The following is a 16,843-nucleotide window of genomic DNA, read 5'->3' on the forward strand; positions in this document are numbered from 1 at the left end:
GGGCACACACGAGGTCGGGTCGATGAAAAAAGCGCTGATTGCCTACGTTGCCACGCTGGTGACGTTTCTGTTGCTCGACGGTATCTGGCTCGGCCTGTTGATGGCGCCGACCTATCGCGAACTGCTCGGTTCGCTGATGCTCGAAAAACCGCTGCTGGTTCCGGCAGCGGTTTTTTATTGCCTGTATGTTTTTGGCTGCGTGGTGTTTGTGGTGCTGCCGGCCGTGACGTGGCAATGGGCGGCGAAGCGGGGCGCGTTGTTAGGGCTGGTAGCTTACGGCACGTATGACCTGACGAACTGGGCAACATTGCGAGGGTGGTCAGTGCAGGTGACGTTGATGGATTGGGCGTGGGGGACGTTTGCTACTGCTGTGGCTTGTAGCGTCGGGTTTTTACTGTCTAGGCGGTTGGGCAAGGTCTGATTCGAAATGTAGGTAAGCAATGCCGGCCCCTTCGCGAGCAAGCTCGCTCCCACAGGGAAATGCATTCCAATTGTGGGAGCGAGCCTGCTCGCGAATGGCGGCGCAGCCGACAGCCATCCACTGCTACCGCCACTGAAGAAACAAATGTCTTTTCCAGACGGCTTTTTCCGCCCGACTGATTGATAATCCCCAGCATTGTTTTTGACCATTGGATGGCCTGCCATGTTGTGCGTGTTCGAGGTGTTGCGGTGAGTGTCGAGCGGCGTAATGCCGACAGTTTTGCCCTGCAAGTGATGATCGGCCTGTGCCTGATCTGGGGCGTACAGCAGGTGATGATCAAGTGGGCGGCGCCAGACATCGCCCCTGTGATGCAAGCGGCGGCGCGCTCGGGGATTTCCGCGCTGCTGGTCGGGCTGCTGATGTGCTGGAAGGGCGGCTGGAATCAGGTCGGCAACACCTGGCGCGGCGGCTTGCTGGCCGGTGGGTTGTTCGGTCTGGAATTCTTCTTCATCGCCGAAGGCTTGCAACTGACCACCGCAGCGCACATGTCGGTGTTCCTCTACACCGCGCCGATTTTCACTGCGCTGGGCGTGCATTTCCTGTTGGCCAGTGAGCGGCTGCGACCGCTGCAATGGCTGGGCATTCTGCTCGCGTTTATCGGCATCGCGATTGCCTTCGCCGGTGGCGTGTCATGGGACAACCTCGACCGGCGCATGCTGCTCGGCGATGCCTTTGGCGTGTTGGCGGGCGCCTGCTGGGGCGCGACCACGGTGGTGGTGCGCGCCTCTCGTCTGTCGGAAGCACCGGTGACGTTGACTCTGTTCTATCAGTTGATCGTCGGCTTCCTTGGCCTGCTGCTGATTGCGCTGTTCAGCGGCCAGATCACCCACGTCAGCCTGACCCCCGTGGCAGTCGCCAGTGTGCTGTTCCAAGGCCTGGTGGTGTCGTTCTTCAGTTACCTGATCTGGTTCTGGTTGCTGCGCCGGTATCTGGCGGCCAACCTCGCGGTGTTTTCGTTCATGACGCCATTGTTTGGCGTGACCTTCGGTGTGATTTTGCTCGGCGAACAGTTGAGTCTGAACTTCGTTATCGGTGCGGTGCTGGTGTTGCTCGGCATCACCTTTGTCAGCGCCGAGCAGTGGCTGCGTCGGCGTTTGCGCAAAGCGCTGGGCCAGCGCTAGTCGATTGCATCGCCAGACCGCCGGCAATCAGCAAGCCGCTGCCGGCGATCACCAGGGCAGGGTGCAAACTGCCGCTGAAATGGCTGCTCAACGCCGCCAGCAACGGGCCACTGAGTTGGCCGAGCGCAAAGCACGCGGTGAGCATGCCGGCATTGCGCTGGGTGGCATGGGGCGCCAGTTCCCGCGAGCGTTGCATGACCAGTTGCATGCACGCCAGGAACGGTGTGCCGCAGAGGATCACGCCCAGCGTGAGGCCGAGGCCGCTGCCGAGCAGGCAGGCAAACACACCGGCCGCTTGCAGCCACAACGTTGCCATCAGCCAGTGGCGGGTGGTTGCGGGATCGTGACGGCGCAGGCTCACCAGCAACACGCCAAGCGCCGCGGCCAGACCGAAACACGGCCAGAACAGGTCGGCCTGCCATTGTCCATGGAGCTGCGCGTTGGCCATTTGCGATAGAAAGGTCGCCGGGATGATGTAGCCGACGCCGTACAGCGCATAAATCACCGCCAGCCGCCCAATGCCCCGATTCGACAGACTGACCGGCGCAGCAACCGCCGTTGTCGTTGCGACGGGCGTTGGCAGCAATCGCCAGACGCTCAGTAACATCAGCAACGCGGCCGCCGCATAAATCAGCCACAACGTCGCGGATGTCTGATTCAGCAGATGTGAGACCAGCGCCAGCAACCCTGTCAGAAAAATCCCCAACCCCGGTCCGGCAAAGACCAGGGCGCCCAAACGCGGACGACCCGCAGCGGCAGCCAGCGGCTGACTCAGCGAAGTGATCATCACCAGCACCCAAGCACTTGCCACCCCTGTGCCAAAGCGCAGCACCAGGTGCGACCAGAAACCGTCAGCCCAAAACGACGCCAAGGTCAGCAGTACGCACAGCCACAAGCCGCCGTGCAGACGTCTGAGAACCTGCTGCGGGCGATGGGCGAACATCGCGTCGACCGCACCGAGCAGGTAGCCGAGGTAGTTGGCCGCAGCGATCAGACCGGCGGCCGTCAGGTCGATCTGGCCTTCGCTGAGCAGGTGTGGCATTTGCGGGGTGAGGGCGAAACGCCCGATACCCATGGCCATCATCAGGGCCACGAAGCAGGCGGATAAGCGAATCAGGGGCGACATGGTCGGGATTCCTTTGAAGGATCAATGACCGTCAGGCTAGGACTGATTGACTTTCTTTAAAATTGAATAATAGTGAGTAACTTGTTCTGTTCTGGAGAAAGGTTGTGGAGTTCAGCCAACTGCGGATCTTTCAGGCTGTGGCCGAGGAGGGTTCGATTACCCGCGCGGCCGAACGTCTGCACCGGGTGCCGTCGAATCTGTCGACCCGGCTTAAACAGCTCGAAGAGCAACTGGGTGTCGAGCTTTTCGTTCGTGAGCGTCAGCGTTTGCAACTGTCGCCTGCGGGAAAAGTCCTGCTGGACTACACCGGCAAACTGTTCGCCTTGCGCGATCAGGCCAGTGCGGCGGTGATGGGCGGGCAGCCGGCGGGGGACTTTGTGATGGGCACCATGTACAGCACGGCGGCGATCCATCTGCCGGCACTGCTGGCGCAGTATCACAAGCAGTATCCGGCGGTGAATCTGCAGGTGCAGTCGGCGCCCAGTGGGGAGTTACTGGAAGGTTTGCTCACCGGTCGTCTTGATGCCGCGTTGGTCGATGGACCGCTGGAACTGGCCGGGCTCGACGGCGTACCGTTGTGCGAAGAGCGGCTGGTGCTGATCACTGAAATCGATCACCCGCCGGTCAGCAGCGCCCGAGATGTCGAAGGACGCTCGGTGTTTACCTTTCGCCAGGGCTGCTCCTATCGCATGCGTCTGGAAGCCTGGTTTTCGCACTACCACGCGACCATGGGGCGGGCGATGGAGATCGAGTCGTATCAAGGCATGCTCGCCTGCGTGATTGCCGGCAGTGGCGTGGCGCTGATGTCGGAGTCGATGCTGGCCAGTCTGCCGGGGCGCGATAGCGTCGCGGTGCATCCGTTGGCCGAGCCATTCGCGGCTGCGACAACATGGCTCATGTGGCGCAAGGGCATGGTCGGGGCCAACCTGAATGCGTGGATCGAGGTGCAGCAGGCTGTCTATCCTGCGGCTCGGATCGAAACCCGGGAAACAGCCTGAACCAATGGCGGCGAACTCTGTTCAATTCAGTAACAGATCATTGCGGATTTGGCCGAGCATTGCGTAGGACTTCGGACTATTATCAGTGCGAAGCGGCCTCAGAATTCCGGCCGCTCAGCACCACCCTGAAGGGGGCATGACGATGAAAGAGAAAATTCAAAACTGGCTGCACGACTTGGGTGTTGCCCTCGGTCTGATCGAACCGCCTCTGCAACCTGTACCGATCCGCACCGATGACGAGCAGCGCCGCCGTCAACAACGGCGCCGGTAACGCCCCCGATCCGAGATCAAAGGATTCAAGATCAAGAGATCGCAGTCTTCGGCAGCTCCTGCACGGATTAATGTAGGCGCTGCCGAAGGCTGCGATCTTTTGCTTTTAATGACGGCCTATCTCAAGCAAAAACCGGCTCAAGTCATTCGCGGTTTTCGCGGTCTTGAGCATGCGGTCTTCTTCGGCGGTGAACGCCGTCAGTCCGAATTCATCTTCCAGATGAAAGATCAAATCCTCGATGTCGGCTTTCTCCAGTCCCAACTGCACCAGGCTGGTGTTGTCGTTGAATTCGCGGGTTTCCAGCAGACGCCGGATATATCGGTGAACGGCGGCACGTACGGCAGCTCTTCTCATGGCAGATATTTCTGATTGTTGTCTGCTTGAGTGAAGCAGGCCTCAGGCGTGCCCGCGCAACCACTCGTCAATCATCGAGCGCAAATGCTCTCCGGAAAAACTGCCGAAATGGCTGCCATGCACCGTACGGATCGGCAACGCCTGCAAACGCCGCAGACTGGTGGCGTAATCCTCAAGATTGGAGTGGTAGGCGTCTTCGATGAGCGGCCCGTCGTAGATGATGTCGCCGCTGAACAGGGTTTGCGTCGCCGCCTCGTACAGGCTGATCCCGCCCGGCGAATGCCCCGGCGTGTGCAGCACCTGCAGCGTGCGATTGCCCAGATCGAGCACGTCGCCGTCCTCGACAAACCCGGTCGCCGGCGCGGCTTTGACCCGGTATTCGGCGTAGCACAACGGGCAGTCCGGATGCGCTTCAAACATGTCGTCGCCGACGAAGGCGCGGCTCAAATCGTTTTCGCCATCCGGCGCCGCCAGAATGTCTGCCTCGGCCGGGTGCACCAGCCGTTCAGCAAACTCATGGTGTCCGGCGATATGGTCGAAATGGCAATGACTGGCCACTGCCACCAGCGGCCGCTCGGTAATCCACGGCAACTGCTCACGCAAGCTCACCAGACCTGAACCGCTGTCCAGCAGTAAATCTTTGTCGCGCCCCCGCACATGCCACAAGTTGCAGCGGTAAAACGGCCGAATATACGGTTCATGAATCAGCTTAATGCCGTCACTCAAACTCTGTACTTCAAACCACTGATCGCGGGAAACGATCTTCATATTCACTTTTCTCCAGACGAAAAAAACGGGTGTGGCAACCGACGCCACACCCGTCGAAGAAAGCATCAAGTCGTTACATCAGAGCTTAGATCGCACTCGCCACCGTCGCCGGGCGAGGGGAGAGCAGGCTGACCACCACGAAACTCACCAGACCCACAGCCAGGCTGTAGTAGATCGGCGTGTTCGCATCCAGACCGTCCTTGAACATGAACAGCAGCGCCGTGGCAAAACCCAGGCCCATGCTGGCGATGGCGCCGGCAGTGGTCGCGCGTTTCCAGAAGATCGCACCCATCAGCGGGACCAGCATGCCGCCCACCAACAGGTTGTAAGCGAGAGTCAGCGCACTTATCACGTCGTTGACCACCAGCGCGATACCCAGCACGACAATACCGGTGAGCAAGGTGAACAGACGGTTGATGCCCAGGCTCGACGGTTTGCCGCCACGCAGTTTCGGCAACAGGTCTTCAGTCAGGGTGGTGGCTGCGGCAAGCAGGCCGGCGCTGGCGGTGGACATCATCGCCGCCAGTGCAGCCGCGATCACCAGACCACGGATGCCGTCCGGCAGCGACAGTTTGACGATGGCGGCGAAGGCGTTGTTGACGTTGTCCAGATCCGGGATCAGCACGTGTGCAGCCATGCCGATCAGCGCGCAAGCCAGGCCGTAGAGGATGCAGTAGATACCCGCGATGCTGCCGGCGTATTGCGCGACTTTGGCGGTCTTGACGGTGAACACCCGTTGCCAGATGTCCTGACCGATCAGGATGCCGAAGAAGTAGATCATGAAGTAGGTGATGATCGTGTCCCAGCCGATGGTGGTGAAGCTGAAGGCAGTCGCCGGCAGTTTCAGCACCAGTTCGTCCCAACCGCCGACGCGGTACAGGCAGATCGGCAGCAGGATGAACATCAGGCCCACGGTCTTGATGATGAACTGGACGATGTCGGTCAGGGTCAGCGACCACATGCCGCCGATCGCCGAATAGATCACCACCACGCCACCACCGACGAGTACCGAAACCCAGAATGGCAGGTCAAACAGCACTTGCAGGACGGTGCCGATCGCCAGGATCGAGGTCACGCCGATCATCAGCGCGTAGGCCAGCATGATTGCCGCGCTGGCCGAGCGGGCCATCGGGTTGTAGCGTTTTTCCAGCACCTGGGTAACGGTGTAGATCTTCAGTTTCAGCAGCGGTTTGGCGAGAAACAGGTTCAGCGCAACGATGCCGCAACCGAGAGCCGCGCACAGCCAGAAACCGGAAATGCCATGCACGTAGCCCAGACGCACGGTGCCGACCGTGGACGCACCGCCCAGAACGGTTGCGGCCATGGTGCCCATGTACAGGCTTGGGCCGAGGTTACGACCGGCGACGAGAAAGTCCTCGTTGGTCTTGGCCTTGCGCATGCCGAAGTAGCCGAGCAAGAGCATGCCGGCGGCGTAGATGAGGACGACGAATAAATCCAAAGCCATGATGGCGTGTCTCCGATTGTCTTTTTTATGTTGAGGCTGAATTCGAATCTCACTGTGGGAGCGAGCCTGCTCGCGAAGGCGGTCTGTCAGTCACATGAATGTTGAATGTGCTGAAGTCTTCGCGAGCAGGCTCGCTCCCACAGGGGACCTGCGTCAGGCGGCCTGACGCAGTTCAGGTTTTTCTATGGCTTGGCTGCGGGCATCCTTCGGGCCGAACACTTCGCGCGGTTCCGGGAACAGGCTCAGCAGCGTCAGGTACACCACCGAGGCCAGGCCCAATGTCACCGGCAAACTGATGTCGATGCCGCCGGCCATTTCACCCAGCGGGCCAACGAACTGCCCCGGCAAATTGACGAAGCACAGGCCAACCGCCGCGCTCGGGATCCATGCACCCAGACCGCGCCAGTTCCAGCCGTGGCTGAACCAGTAGCGTCCGCCCTGTTCGCCACGGGTGAACACTTGCAGATCATCCGGGCAGTAGAAGCCGCGACGCACCACCAGGCCGATGATCATGATCACCATCCACGGGGTGGTGCAGGTGATGATCAGCACGGCGAAGGTCGACACGCTCTGCACCAGGTTCGCGGCAAAGCGGCCGATGAAGATGAAGGCAATCGACAAAACGCCGATCAGCAGCGTCGCTTTCACGCGTGACAGCACTCGCGGGAATACGCTGGACATGTCCAGCCCGGTGCCATACAGCGAGGTGGTGCCGGTGGACATGCCGCCAATCACCGCAATCAGGCACACCGGCAGGAAGAACCAGCTCGGCGACACTGCCAGCAAACCACCGACATAGTTGTTCGCCGCGATGTAGTCCGGCGCCTTGATCGCGACGATGGTCGCGGTGCTCAGGCCGAACAGGAACGGGATGAACGTGGCGATCTGCGACAGCACCACCGCCGCCATGATCCGTTGCTTGGAGGTATCACGCGGGATGTAGCGCGACCAGTCGCCGAGGAACGCGCCGAAGGAAATCGGATTGCTCATCGCCACCAGCGCGGCGCCGATGAACGCGGCCCAGAAGCCCGGCTGACCGAGGCTGACGGTGCCAGCGTAATGGGCGTCGAAAGGACCGGCGAAGGCGAAGATGCCCAGCAGGAACAACAGGCTGGCGCTCCACACCGCGATCTTGTTCACCCACAGCAAAAAGCGGAAGCCGTAGATGCACACGGTCAGCACCAGAATCGCGAACAGACCGTAGGCCAGGCCCAGGGTCAGGTCGGTTTCCGGCAGACCAATCAGGCGTTTCGCACCCCCGATCAGCGCATCCCCCGAACTCCACACCGAGAGCGAGAAAAACGCGATAGCGGTCAACAGCGACAGGAACGAACCGACGATCCGCCCGTGCACGCCGAAGTGCGCACCGGACGACACGGCATTGTTGGTGCCGTTGAGCGGACCGAACAGACCCATCGGCGCGAGGATCAGCGAGCCAAGCAGCACGCCCAGCACAATCGCCCAGACACCGGCCTGAAAAGACAGACCGAACAGCACCGGGAAACTGCCGAGCACGGCGGTGGCAAAGGTATTCGAACCGCCGAAGATCATCCGGAACAAGTCCGTCGGGCCTGCGCTGCGTTCGTGGTCCGGGATCTGTTCGACCCCGTGGGTTTCAATCTGCGTAAGGCTTTGGTCGTTGTTGTTGTTATTCATGATCTGCTCCGATCATAAAGGCGCGCCTCATCGTGCGTGAGGCGTCACCTGTTTGGCTAAGGGGATGGCAGCCCTTCCGGCATTGCGGACAAATGTTCGTGACAGGCCAGCCAATGGCCTTGTTGTTCTAGGCTTGACGCGTGTTTCTTGAACACAATCGTCTCGCGCTCCTGGCTGAAATGTTGCTCCCCTTGCATGCGCAGCTCGGTGGCCACGTCATGGATGAAAATCGCCACGTCACCCTGCAGGCTGACGAAGGCGTTGCTGGAGGTGCACGCAAGCACCTCGAAGCCATCCTCGGCGCGCCAGCTGTCCCACAAGGCCTGATAGGCATCGCGCGACAGCAACGGCTGTTCGAGGGTGTAGAAAACGAAACTTGCATCGGCGCTGAACGCGCCGAAATAAGCTTCGCGATCGTTACGGGCAAAGGCAGCCACCAGTTCGGCGGCCGCTCGCAAAACCTGATCACGTTCGTTCATGACCCGACCCTCAGCGATGGACCACGCCAGGCAGTACGCAGAGCATTTCGTACAGCAGGTTGGCGGCCAGCAGCGAGGTGTTGCCGGTGGTGTCATAAGCGGGCGAGACTTCTACCAGATCGCAACCGATCAGGTCGAGACCTTGGCAGCCGCGGACGATTTCAATTGCCTGAATGGTCGTCAGACCACCGATTTCCGGAGTGCCGGTGCCAGGCGCCCAGGCCGGGTCGATGCCGTCGATGTCGAAGCTCAGGTACACCGGACCGCCGCCGACTTTCTCGCGCACTTCAGCCATCAGCGGTGCCAGCGACTTGTGCCAGCATTCTTCGGCTTGTACGACGCGGAAGCCCTGATCGCGGCTCCAGTTGAAGTCGTCAGCGGTGTAACCCTGCGCGCGCAGACCGATTTGCACGACGCGGTCGCAGTCCAGCAGACCTTCTTCGACAGCGCGACGGAAGGTCGTACCGTGGGCGATCTTCTCGCCGAACATGTGATCGTTGACGTCCGCGTGGGCATCGATGTGCACCAGACCGACCTTGCCGTGCTTCTTGTGAATCGCCCGCAGGATCGGCAGGGTGATGGTGTGGTCGCCCCCCAGGGTCATCGGGATCACGTTGTGCTCGAGGATGTTGTCGTAGGCTTCTTCGATGATGCGCACGGCGTCGAGCAGGTTGAAGGTGTTGATCGCCACGTCACCGATGTCGGCCACCGACAGTGAGTCGAACGGCGCAGCGCCGGTCGCCATGTTGTACGGGCGGATCATCACCGATTCGGTGCGGATGTCGCGTGGCCCGAAACGGGTGCCGGGGCGCAGCGAAGTACCGATGTCCAGTGGCACGCCAACAAAGGCAGCGTCCAGGCCGGCAGCGGTCGGTACATGGGGGAGTCGGAGCATGGTGGCGATGCCGCCGAAGCGCGGCATTTCGTTGCCGCCCAGTGGTTGGTGAAGAATCTTGTCCACGGGTAAGGCCTCATCGTCTTTGTTTTATTTATGTCGGCGCGCCGTGGAGCACAGGTTCGGACGCCGCTGTGGGGCCGATGATGCGAAATGTAGTGGGGGGAAAGAATCGCTACGGGCAAAAACTTAGTTCAGATTTTTCTAAACTAATGGCGAGGCTGGGATTAGACTTTGGCGGGTTCAAGATTGTGATCGGCTGGGGATTGCTGCCCTCACCCCAGCCCTCTCCCAGAGGGAGAGGGGGCCGACCGAGTTGTTGGCGGAATCTGCATCGACCTGAAAAATCGAGTCGAGCTCAGGATTTGAAAGCCATGGAGATCAGCTCCCTCTCCCTAGGGGAGAGGGCTGGGGTGAGGGGCTTTTCCCACAGACACACAGTTGCAAAGCCCGGAGTAGACATGGCCAACGCTTTACCCGACCTGAAACTGTTACGCATCTTCGTCAGCGTCGTCCGTCATCAGGGCTTCGCCAACGCCCAGCAGGAACTCAACCTGTCGACCTCGGCGATCAGCACCTACATGAGCCAGCTCGAAGCCGCGCTCGGCCTGGTGTTGTGCCATCGCGGGCGCGGCGGGTTCAGCCTGACCAGCAAGGGTGAACTGTTCCATCAGGAAACCCTGCGCCTGCTCGCCGAGCTCGAAGGCTTCGAGCAATACGCCGCCGCGCTCAAGGGCGAACTGCGCGGCACGCTGAACCTTGGGGTGATCGACTCCACCGTCAGCGACAAGGCCTTGCCGTTCGCCGAAGCCATCGGCGCCTACAGCCAGGAACACCCGGCGGTGCATCTGCATTTGTCGGTGATGAGCCCCTACGAATTGCAACTCGGCGTGCAGGACAACCGCCTCGACCTGGCCATCGGTGCGTTCTCCACGCGCATGAGCGGTCTGGTCTACATGCCGTTGTACCGCGAGCAACACTGGCTGTATTGCAGCAGCCGGCATCCGTTGTTCAACGAGCGGCGCATTCCCGAGCAAGTCATCACCCAGCAACGCATGGTCGGGCGCGGTTACTGGAGTCAGGCGGAACTGGCGCGCCACGGCTTCAAACACAGCGCCGCTACGGTGGAAAGTATGGAGGCGCAGCTGATTCTGGTGCTGTCCGGCGCCTATATTGGTTACCTGCCGGAGCACTACGCTCAGGCCTGGGCCGACAAGGGCGACCTGCGCGTGCTGCTACCGGCGACCTTCGGTTATCAGGCACCGTTTTCGATGATCATGCGCCGGGGCCGCAGCCGCGAGCCGCTGATCCAGACCTTCCGCGATTTGCTCAAAGCTCAGCTCAATCAGGCTTAGCTTGTAGGGAAAAGAAGTATGTCCAGACCTCAATGCCCGCGCTGCCTGCGCCCACAAACCCATTGCCTGTGCCCACTGATCCCGAGTCTCGACAGCCGCACGCGAGTGTTGCTGTTGCAGCATCCGAGCGAGGTCAATCATGCGCTTAATACTGCGCGGTTGGCAGCGTTGGGACTGACCAATGCCGAGCTGATTGTCGGTGAAGTATTCGAAGATCTGCCGGCGCTGCTGAACCGTCCGGGCTATCGGGCGCGGTTGTTGTTTCCCGCTGATGATGCGCAACCGATGCAGGCTTACGGCGAGTCCGATGAACCACTGTTGCTGGTCGTTCCGGATGGCACCTGGCGCAAGGCGCGCAAGATGTTGCACCTCAATCCTCTGTTGGCGGCGTTGCCACGGGTGACGTTGGCCGAAGGTGGCGTGTCGCGCTATCGCTTGCGCAAGGCACCGGGGCCAGGGGCGTTGTCGACGATTGAGGCAATTGTGCAGGCGTTGCAGACGCTGGAAGCGCCGAGGTCATTCGAGCCGTTGCTCAAGCCGTTCGAGGCGTTGATCGAGGGGCAGATTGCGGCGATGGGGGAGGAGACCTTTCAGCGTAACCATGGCGACAAATGATCGTTCCCACGCTCCGCGTGGGAATGCATCCAGTGACGCTCTGCGTCACAGTCGCAAAGGGACGCGGAGCGTCCCGGGCGGCATTCCTTTGCTGCGCGTGGGAACGATCATCGGCTAGCGTTCGCGCATCGCCTCGGTCCGAGCTTTGAGCACCGGTTTCAGCAAGTAATCCAGCACACTTTTCTCCCCGGTAATAATGTCCACCGTCGCCACCATCCCCGGAATAATCAGCAACGGTTTCACATCCCCGCCCAAGTGGTTTTTATCGGTGCGCACCTGAATCAGATAAAAGCTGTTGCCCTTGTCATCGGTGATCGTGTCGGCACCGATCAACTCAAGCTTGGCGCTCAACCCGCCGTAAATCGTGTAGTCGTAAGCACTGAACTTGACCATGGCTTTCTGGCCCGGATGCAGGAACGCAACGTCCTGCGGGCGCACTTTGGCCTCGATCAACAGGTTGTCTTCCAGCGGTACGATTTCAACCATGTCGCTGCCTGGCTGAACCACGCCGCCGATGGTGTTGACCTTCAATTGCTTGATCACCCCGTGTACCGGTGAGGTCACGGTGGTGCGGGTGACGCGGTCGTCGATGGCGATGCTGGTGGCAGTGATTTTCGACAGGTCGGTGCGTTTCTCATTCAGCTCTTTGGCAGCTTCGGAACGGAAGGTCTGTTCCGACTCGTCGATCTTGCTGCGGATCTCGGCAATCGCTGATTCGGCGCGGGGAATCGCCAAAGTGGTGGCGTTCAGCGAGCCTCGGATTTCCACCGCACTGCGTTTCAGACGGAGGATTTCCACGGGCGAGACCGCGCCGGTTTTCACCAGCGGTTCGGACATGTTCATCTCTTGCTGCAGCAACGCCAGACTCGAGCTGAACTGACCTTGTTTGGAGCGAAACTCGGCGAGTTCCTGAGTCTTCTGCCGCAGTTGTTCGCTCAACGTGCGCTGCTCGCTGGCCAGTCGGCGCTGACGTTGTTCGTACAGCGAACGCTCGTCTTCGGCGACTTGCGGCGCCTTGGCGATGACCTCATCAGAGAGTTTGAACGGCCGGCCCTCGGCCTCCGCCGACAACCGTTCGACCTGCGCCGTCAGCGCATAACGATCCGCCTCGCTTTCGCCCTTGTTCGAACGAAATCGCGTGTCATCCAGGCGCAGCAGCGTGTCGCCCTTGTTCACCATTTGCCCTTCGCGGACGAATATCTCAGTGACGATCCCGCCCTCAAGGTTCTGGATCACCTGAATCTTGCTCGAAGGAATCGCCTTGCCTTCGCCCATGGTCACTTCTTCGAGCACGGCAAACTTGGCCCAGACCACCGCGCTGATCAGCAGCGCCGCCGCCAGCCACACGGTGATCCGCGACCAGCGCGGCGAGTCCTGCAATGAAGCGCCGGCGGTTTCCGGCATGAATTCGGCTTCGGCGCTTTTGCCGAAACTGTCGAAGTAGCCGCGATCTTTGCTATCGGAGGAAGCAGACATGGGGCAACTCCTAGACCGCCGCCGAGCCGACACGGCCCTTGCGCAGTGCATCGATGACCGCTTCTTTCGGGCCGTCGGCGACGACCCGGCCGTTGTCCAGCACCAGCAACCGGTCCACCAGGCTCAGCATCGAGGTACGGTGGGTGACCAGCAGCAGCGTCTTGCCTTGTACCCAGCCGTGCAGCTTCTGCCGCAGCAAGTCTTCGCTGCTGTTGTCCATGGCACTGGTGGGTTCGTCGAGCAGCATGATCGGTGGATCGAGCAACAGCGAGCGCGCCAGCAAAACGGCCTGACGTTGGCCGCCGGAAAGCAATTGTCCGCGCTCGCCCACCGGACGATCGAAGCCTTGCGGATGTTGGCGAGCGAGTTCGGTAACGCCGGTCAGTTCGGCGACTTCGAGCATGCGTGAATCGCTGATGTAGCGCGCGCCGAGGGTCAGGTTATCGCGCAGGCTGCCCGCCAGCAGCGGCAGATCGTGGGCGACGTAACCGATCTGCTGGCGCAGGTCGGCGACATCGAGCTGGCGCAGGTCGAGGCCGTCGAGCAACAGCTGGCCTTCTTCGGGTTCATAGAAACCCATGACCAATCGTGCCAACGTGCTTTTGCCTGAACCGCTGCGGCCGATGATGCCGACCCGTTCGCCGGGTTTCAGGCTGAAGCTGACATTGCTCAGCGCCGGCGCATTCTGGCCGTTGTAATGAAAGGTCACGCCGCTGACGTCCAGCGCACCTTGCAGTTGCGTGCGCTCCAGCGGCCGCTGTTTGCCGTCGCGTTCCTGCGGCAGGGCCATCAGCGCATCGGTACTTTTCATGGTCAGTTGCGCTTGCTGATAGCGGGTGATCAGCCCGGCGATCTGCCCCAGCGGCGCGAGTACACGGCTGCCGAGCATGTAACTGGCGACCAGCGCACCGACGCTGAGGTTGCCGGCAATGATGCTGTAGACCCCGGCGACAATCGTCGCCATCCCCGAGAACTGTTGAATGAACAGCGTGCCGTTGGTGGCCAGCGCCGACAGATTGCGCGCATGGCTGTCGAGGCGGGTGAGGGCGCCGTGGGTGGTTTCCCATTTGTGCTGGCGCTCGCTTTCGGCGCTGCAGGCCTTGAGGGTTTCCAGGCCGCCGAGGGTTTCGATCAGCACGGCCTGACGTTCGGCGCCGAGGCTCAGGCTCTTTTGCACGGTGTCACGCAGGCGCACCTGAATGATCATCGCGAAGATGATGGTGATCGGAAACGCCAGCAGCGGAATCACCACCAGCCAGCCACCGAGCAGGCCGATCACCACCAGCATCAGCACGACGAAGGGCAGGTCGATCAGGCTGGTCAGGGTTACCGCCGTGAGAAATTCACGCAGACCCTGAAAGTCATGAATGCTCTGGGCGAAACCGCCAATGGTCGCCGGCCGGGCCTTCATCGACATGCCGGTAATGCGCTCGAACAATGTGGCGGAAAGGATCACATCGGTTTTCTTGCCGGCAGTGTCGAGCAAGTGTGCACGCACCACCCGCAACACCAGTTCAAACCCGGTGCCGATCAACAACCCGATCGACAGCACCCACAAGGTCGAGGTGGCCTGATTCGGCACCACGCGGTCGTAGGTCTGCATGACAAACAGAGGCACCATCAGGCCTAACAGGTTGATCAGGAAACTGGCGAGAATCGCATCGCTGTACAGCCATTTCGACAGTTTCAACGTGTCACGAAACCAGGCATGGACGCGCGGCACCAGCGGTGAACGCAGGTCTTCGAGTTCGTGGCGCGGCCGAGCGAACAAGGCCTGGCCGCTGTAGTGTTCAGTGAGTTCGTCGCGGCTGATCCATTGCTCGCCGCCATCGGCTTCGCTGGGCAGGATCAGCGCTTTGCCGTCGTCGCCGAAACGCCGCAAAACAGCAGTGCGACCGTCGTTGAGCAGCAGCAGAATCGGCAGGTTCAGCGGTGAGATGTCTTTCAGTTCGCGACGCAGAATACGCGCCTGCAACCCGGCCCGAGCGGCTGCGCGCGGCAGCAGGTCGAGGCTCAGGCGCTGTTTGTTCAGGGGCAGCCCGGCACTCAGGCTGGCGCGACTGACCGTCGCGCCATGCAGTTTGCAGAGGATCAACAGACCGTCGAGTAACGGATCATCGAAGCTCAGCCGCGGATCGATCCCGGTATGGCCGGGTTCCATGCTGGTCATATTGATCGCCTCTGTTGAACGGGCACGGGAATCCACACATTGATCGTTCCCACGCTCCGCTTGGGAATGCAGCCCGGGACGCTCCGCGTCCCAAAGCAGACGCAGAGCGTCCATTGAGGCATTCCCACGCAGAGCGTGGGAACGATCAACAGGGGACTTATTTCAGTTCGGGCAGGCGTGCTTCGTTTTTCACTTCGGTAGCAGCGATCGCATCGGCCGGCAGCACTACCCGTTGTTTGCTCAGCAACTGGCCCATGTTTGCCAGTACGCGGTACATCGAATATTCCTCGGTGTAGCGGATTTCGGTGTAACGACGGTTGGCGTTGTACAGCTCGTTTTCACTGTCGAGCAAGTCGAGCAGGGTGCGTTGGCCGAGGCCGAACTGATCCTGATACGCGGCGCGCACGCGTTTGGTGGTTTCGGCGTATTCGCGGGCGGTCGGAGTCTGCTTCTTCGCGTTGACCATGGCATTCCAGGCCAAATGAATGTTCTCGTTCAACTGACGCAGGGCGTTGTTGCGGATGTCCATCGCCTGGTTGATCTGGTGCGCATCGGAGGCCAGTCGCGCCTTGTCGCTACCACCCCGGAACAGGTTGTAGTTCATCACCACACCCACACGCCATTCGTTGTCGTGGCCTTCATCGCCCTGCACGTTGTTGTTCGCGCCGACGGCCGCTTCAGCATCGAAGCGCGGGTAGAACGGCGACTTGGCGACTTCGTACTGGCTCTCGGCCGATTGCACGTCAGCCTGCGCCGATTTCAGATACGGGTTGTTCTCGACCATGCTCTGCTGCGCTTCCGGCAGGCTGGTCGGCAACTCGCCACGGGTCGAGGCCGGGGTTTCCAGCTCATCGGGCATGCGTCCGACCACGCTGTAGAAGTTCGATTCGGCGTCGGCCAGATCGACTTCGGCGGTGTCGAGGTTGTTTTGCGCCAAGGCCTTACGGGCTACCGATTGGTCGGAGTCAGCGGTACTGCCGACGCCGCGCTCGGTGCGCAGGCCGATCTGGTCGTTGACGCGCAAGTGCGCCTGCAGGTTGTTCTTGGCCAGAGTCACCAGCTCGCGACGTTTGAGCACTTCGAGGTAGACCTCGATGGTACGCAGGGCGAGATCCTGGGCGGTGCCTTGCGCGTAATACGCGCGCGAATTGGACACGCCCTTGGTGCGCTCGACTTCGTTGGCGGTGTTGAAACCGTCGAACAGCATTTGCCGCAGACGCAGCTCGGACTGGGTGTAATTGAGGATTTCGGTGTGGTGATTACCGAAGGCTCGGGTATTGGTGTTGTCGCTGTAGCCACGACCATACGCGGCGTTCAAATCGACGGACGGATAGAAGCCGCCCTTGGCCACTTTGACTTGTTCATCAGCCGACAGGCGGGCGTCCACGCGCGAGGCCAGTTCCGGGTGAGTGGCGATGGTGCTTTGAATAGCCTCGGTAAGGTTCATGGCCTGGGCTTGAGAAGTGCAAGCCATGGCCAGCAAAACCGCGCTGCAGAGGGGGGTTAGAACGCGCATGGGTGCATCTCCCTGAGTCCTGATGGTGTGTTACTGTCGCCAAATATTTGACGATATTTATAGGTCTAAGCGTTTCACTCTTGTAACAACAGAGCTA

Annotated in this window: 16 protein-coding genes; 6 read left to right on the forward strand and 10 right to left on the reverse strand. The window is 60.7% G+C overall.

Translation table 11 applies throughout. From position 1 onward, the window contains the following. Window positions 1–22: 22 nt before the first annotated feature. Entirely contained in the window at window positions 23–421 is a 399-nt protein-coding gene (locus QOM10_RS07675) for a DUF2177 family protein (RefSeq protein WP_150773794.1), read from the forward strand. A gap of 248 nt (window positions 422–669) precedes the next feature. Then, window positions 670–1,602: a DMT family transporter gene (locus QOM10_RS07680; RefSeq protein ID WP_150749647.1), complete on the forward strand. Its 933-nt coding sequence runs from the start codon at window positions 670–672 to the stop codon at window positions 1,600–1,602. Here the strand turns inward: QOM10_RS07680 and QOM10_RS07685 are convergent. After that, a complete protein-coding gene (locus QOM10_RS07685) occupies window positions 1,547–2,728 on the reverse strand; it encodes an MFS transporter (RefSeq protein ID WP_316917822.1) in 1,182 nt (393 codons plus the stop codon). The genes QOM10_RS07680 and QOM10_RS07685 overlap by 56 nt on opposite strands. A gap of 104 nt (window positions 2,729–2,832) precedes the next feature. Here QOM10_RS07685 and ptrR point away from each other — a divergent pair, with 104 nt between their 5' ends. Together ptrR and QOM10_RS07695 are read left to right on the forward strand one after the other, a co-directional pair. After that, window positions 2,833–3,726: a putrescine utilization regulator PtrR gene (gene ptrR, locus QOM10_RS07690; RefSeq protein WP_316917823.1), complete on the forward strand. Its 894-nt coding sequence runs from the start codon at window positions 2,833–2,835 to the stop codon at window positions 3,724–3,726. Between the two features lie 142 nt (window positions 3,727–3,868). Beyond that, window positions 3,869–3,997 (forward strand): PA1414 family protein, encoded by a 129-nt coding sequence (locus QOM10_RS07695; protein WP_007914492.1) that lies wholly within the window; start codon window positions 3,869–3,871, stop codon window positions 3,995–3,997. A 105-nt stretch (window positions 3,998–4,102) separates the two neighbouring features. Here QOM10_RS07695 and QOM10_RS07700 read toward each other — a convergent pair whose 3' ends face one another. The 6 genes from QOM10_RS07700 to speB all read right to left on the reverse strand — a co-directional run bounded on the left by QOM10_RS07700 (window position 4,103) and on the right by speB (window position 9,680). Beyond that, entirely contained in the window at window positions 4,103–4,351 is a 249-nt protein-coding gene (locus QOM10_RS07700) for a phosphopantetheine-containing protein (protein WP_034153223.1), read from the reverse strand. 42 nt (window positions 4,352–4,393) lie between these two features. Beyond that, window positions 4,394–5,119: an MBL fold metallo-hydrolase gene (locus tag QOM10_RS07705; protein WP_316917824.1), complete on the reverse strand. Its 726-nt coding sequence runs from the start codon at window positions 5,117–5,119 to the stop codon at window positions 4,394–4,396. Between the two features lie 85 nt (window positions 5,120–5,204). After that, window positions 5,205–6,584 (reverse strand): sodium:solute symporter, encoded by a 1,380-nt coding sequence (locus QOM10_RS07710; RefSeq protein ID WP_316917825.1) that lies wholly within the window; start codon window positions 6,582–6,584, stop codon window positions 5,205–5,207. Window positions 6,585–6,737: 153 nt separating this feature from the next. Continuing rightward, window positions 6,738–8,240, reverse strand: a complete 1,503-nt coding sequence (locus QOM10_RS07715; protein ID WP_316917826.1) for a cytosine permease — start codon at window positions 8,238–8,240, stop codon at window positions 6,738–6,740. A gap of 56 nt (window positions 8,241–8,296) precedes the next feature. Continuing rightward, window positions 8,297–8,719: a YybH family protein gene (locus tag QOM10_RS07720; protein ID WP_123376289.1), complete on the reverse strand. Its 423-nt coding sequence runs from the start codon at window positions 8,717–8,719 to the stop codon at window positions 8,297–8,299. A 10-nt stretch (window positions 8,720–8,729) separates the two neighbouring features. Next, on the reverse strand, window positions 8,730–9,680 hold the full coding sequence (gene speB, locus QOM10_RS07725; RefSeq protein ID WP_003222717.1) for an agmatinase: 951 nt from the start codon (window positions 9,678–9,680) through the stop codon (window positions 8,730–8,732). Between the two features lie 395 nt (window positions 9,681–10,075). Between speB and QOM10_RS07730 the strand changes: the two genes are divergently transcribed. Continuing rightward, entirely contained in the window at window positions 10,076–10,969 is an 894-nt protein-coding gene (locus tag QOM10_RS07730; protein WP_007956593.1) for a LysR family transcriptional regulator, read from the forward strand. A gap of 18 nt (window positions 10,970–10,987) precedes the next feature. Then, complete coding sequence (locus QOM10_RS07735; protein WP_127926260.1) at window positions 10,988–11,584, forward strand: tRNA-uridine aminocarboxypropyltransferase; 597 nt, start codon at window positions 10,988–10,990, stop codon at window positions 11,582–11,584. Window positions 11,585–11,698: 114 nt separating this feature from the next. Here the strand turns inward: QOM10_RS07735 and QOM10_RS07740 are convergent, their stop codons facing one another. From QOM10_RS07740 to QOM10_RS07750, 3 genes are all read right to left on the reverse strand, one after another. Beyond that, complete coding sequence (locus QOM10_RS07740; RefSeq protein ID WP_150773789.1) at window positions 11,699–13,060, reverse strand: HlyD family type I secretion periplasmic adaptor subunit; 1,362 nt, start codon at window positions 13,058–13,060, stop codon at window positions 11,699–11,701. A 10-nt stretch (window positions 13,061–13,070) separates the two neighbouring features. Further along, on the reverse strand, window positions 13,071–15,230 hold the full coding sequence (locus tag QOM10_RS07745; protein ID WP_127926262.1) for a type I secretion system permease/ATPase: 2,160 nt from the start codon (window positions 15,228–15,230) through the stop codon (window positions 13,071–13,073). A 157-nt stretch (window positions 15,231–15,387) separates the two neighbouring features. Next, window positions 15,388–16,746: a TolC family outer membrane protein gene (locus QOM10_RS07750; RefSeq protein WP_064388304.1), complete on the reverse strand. Its 1,359-nt coding sequence runs from the start codon at window positions 16,744–16,746 to the stop codon at window positions 15,388–15,390. Window positions 16,747–16,843: the final 97 nt, after the last annotated feature.

The organism is Pseudomonas sp. P108 (assembly GCF_032613195.1).
In the GTDB taxonomy this organism is placed as follows: domain Bacteria; phylum Pseudomonadota; class Gammaproteobacteria; order Pseudomonadales; family Pseudomonadaceae; genus Aquipseudomonas.

Excerpts from the sequence above, each read along its gene's own strand:
- QOM10_RS07720 (WP_123376289.1), bottom strand. The coding sequence starts at position 8,719 with ATGAACGAACGTGATCAGGTTTTGCGAGCGGCCGCCGAACTGGTGGCT.
- QOM10_RS07750 (WP_064388304.1), bottom strand. The coding sequence starts at position 16,746 with ATGCGCGTTCTAACCCCCCTCTGCAGCGCGGTTTTGCTGGCCATGGCT.
- QOM10_RS07695 (WP_007914492.1), top strand. The coding sequence starts at position 3,869 with ATGAAAGAGAAAATTCAAAACTGGCTGCACGACTTGGGTGTTGCCCTC.
- QOM10_RS07675 (WP_150773794.1), top strand. The coding sequence starts at position 23 with ATGAAAAAAGCGCTGATTGCCTACGTTGCCACGCTGGTGACGTTTCTG.
- QOM10_RS07700 (WP_034153223.1), bottom strand. The coding sequence starts at position 4,351 with ATGAGAAGAGCTGCCGTACGTGCCGCCGTTCACCGATATATCCGGCGT.
- QOM10_RS07715 (WP_316917826.1), bottom strand. The coding sequence starts at position 8,240 with ATGAATAACAACAACAACGACCAAAGCCTTACGCAGATTGAAACCCAC.
- QOM10_RS07740 (WP_150773789.1), bottom strand. The coding sequence starts at position 13,060 with ATGTCTGCTTCCTCCGATAGCAAAGATCGCGGCTACTTCGACAGTTTC.
- QOM10_RS07735 (WP_127926260.1), top strand. The coding sequence starts at position 10,988 with ATGTCCAGACCTCAATGCCCGCGCTGCCTGCGCCCACAAACCCATTGC.
- QOM10_RS07730 (WP_007956593.1), top strand. The coding sequence starts at position 10,076 with ATGGCCAACGCTTTACCCGACCTGAAACTGTTACGCATCTTCGTCAGC.
- QOM10_RS07745 (WP_127926262.1), bottom strand. The coding sequence starts at position 15,230 with ATGACCAGCATGGAACCCGGCCATACCGGGATCGATCCGCGGCTGAGC.
- QOM10_RS07710 (WP_316917825.1), bottom strand. The coding sequence starts at position 6,584 with ATGGCTTTGGATTTATTCGTCGTCCTCATCTACGCCGCCGGCATGCTC.
- QOM10_RS07705 (WP_316917824.1), bottom strand. The coding sequence starts at position 5,119 with ATGAAGATCGTTTCCCGCGATCAGTGGTTTGAAGTACAGAGTTTGAGT.
- QOM10_RS07685 (WP_316917822.1), bottom strand. The coding sequence starts at position 2,728 with ATGTCGCCCCTGATTCGCTTATCCGCCTGCTTCGTGGCCCTGATGATG.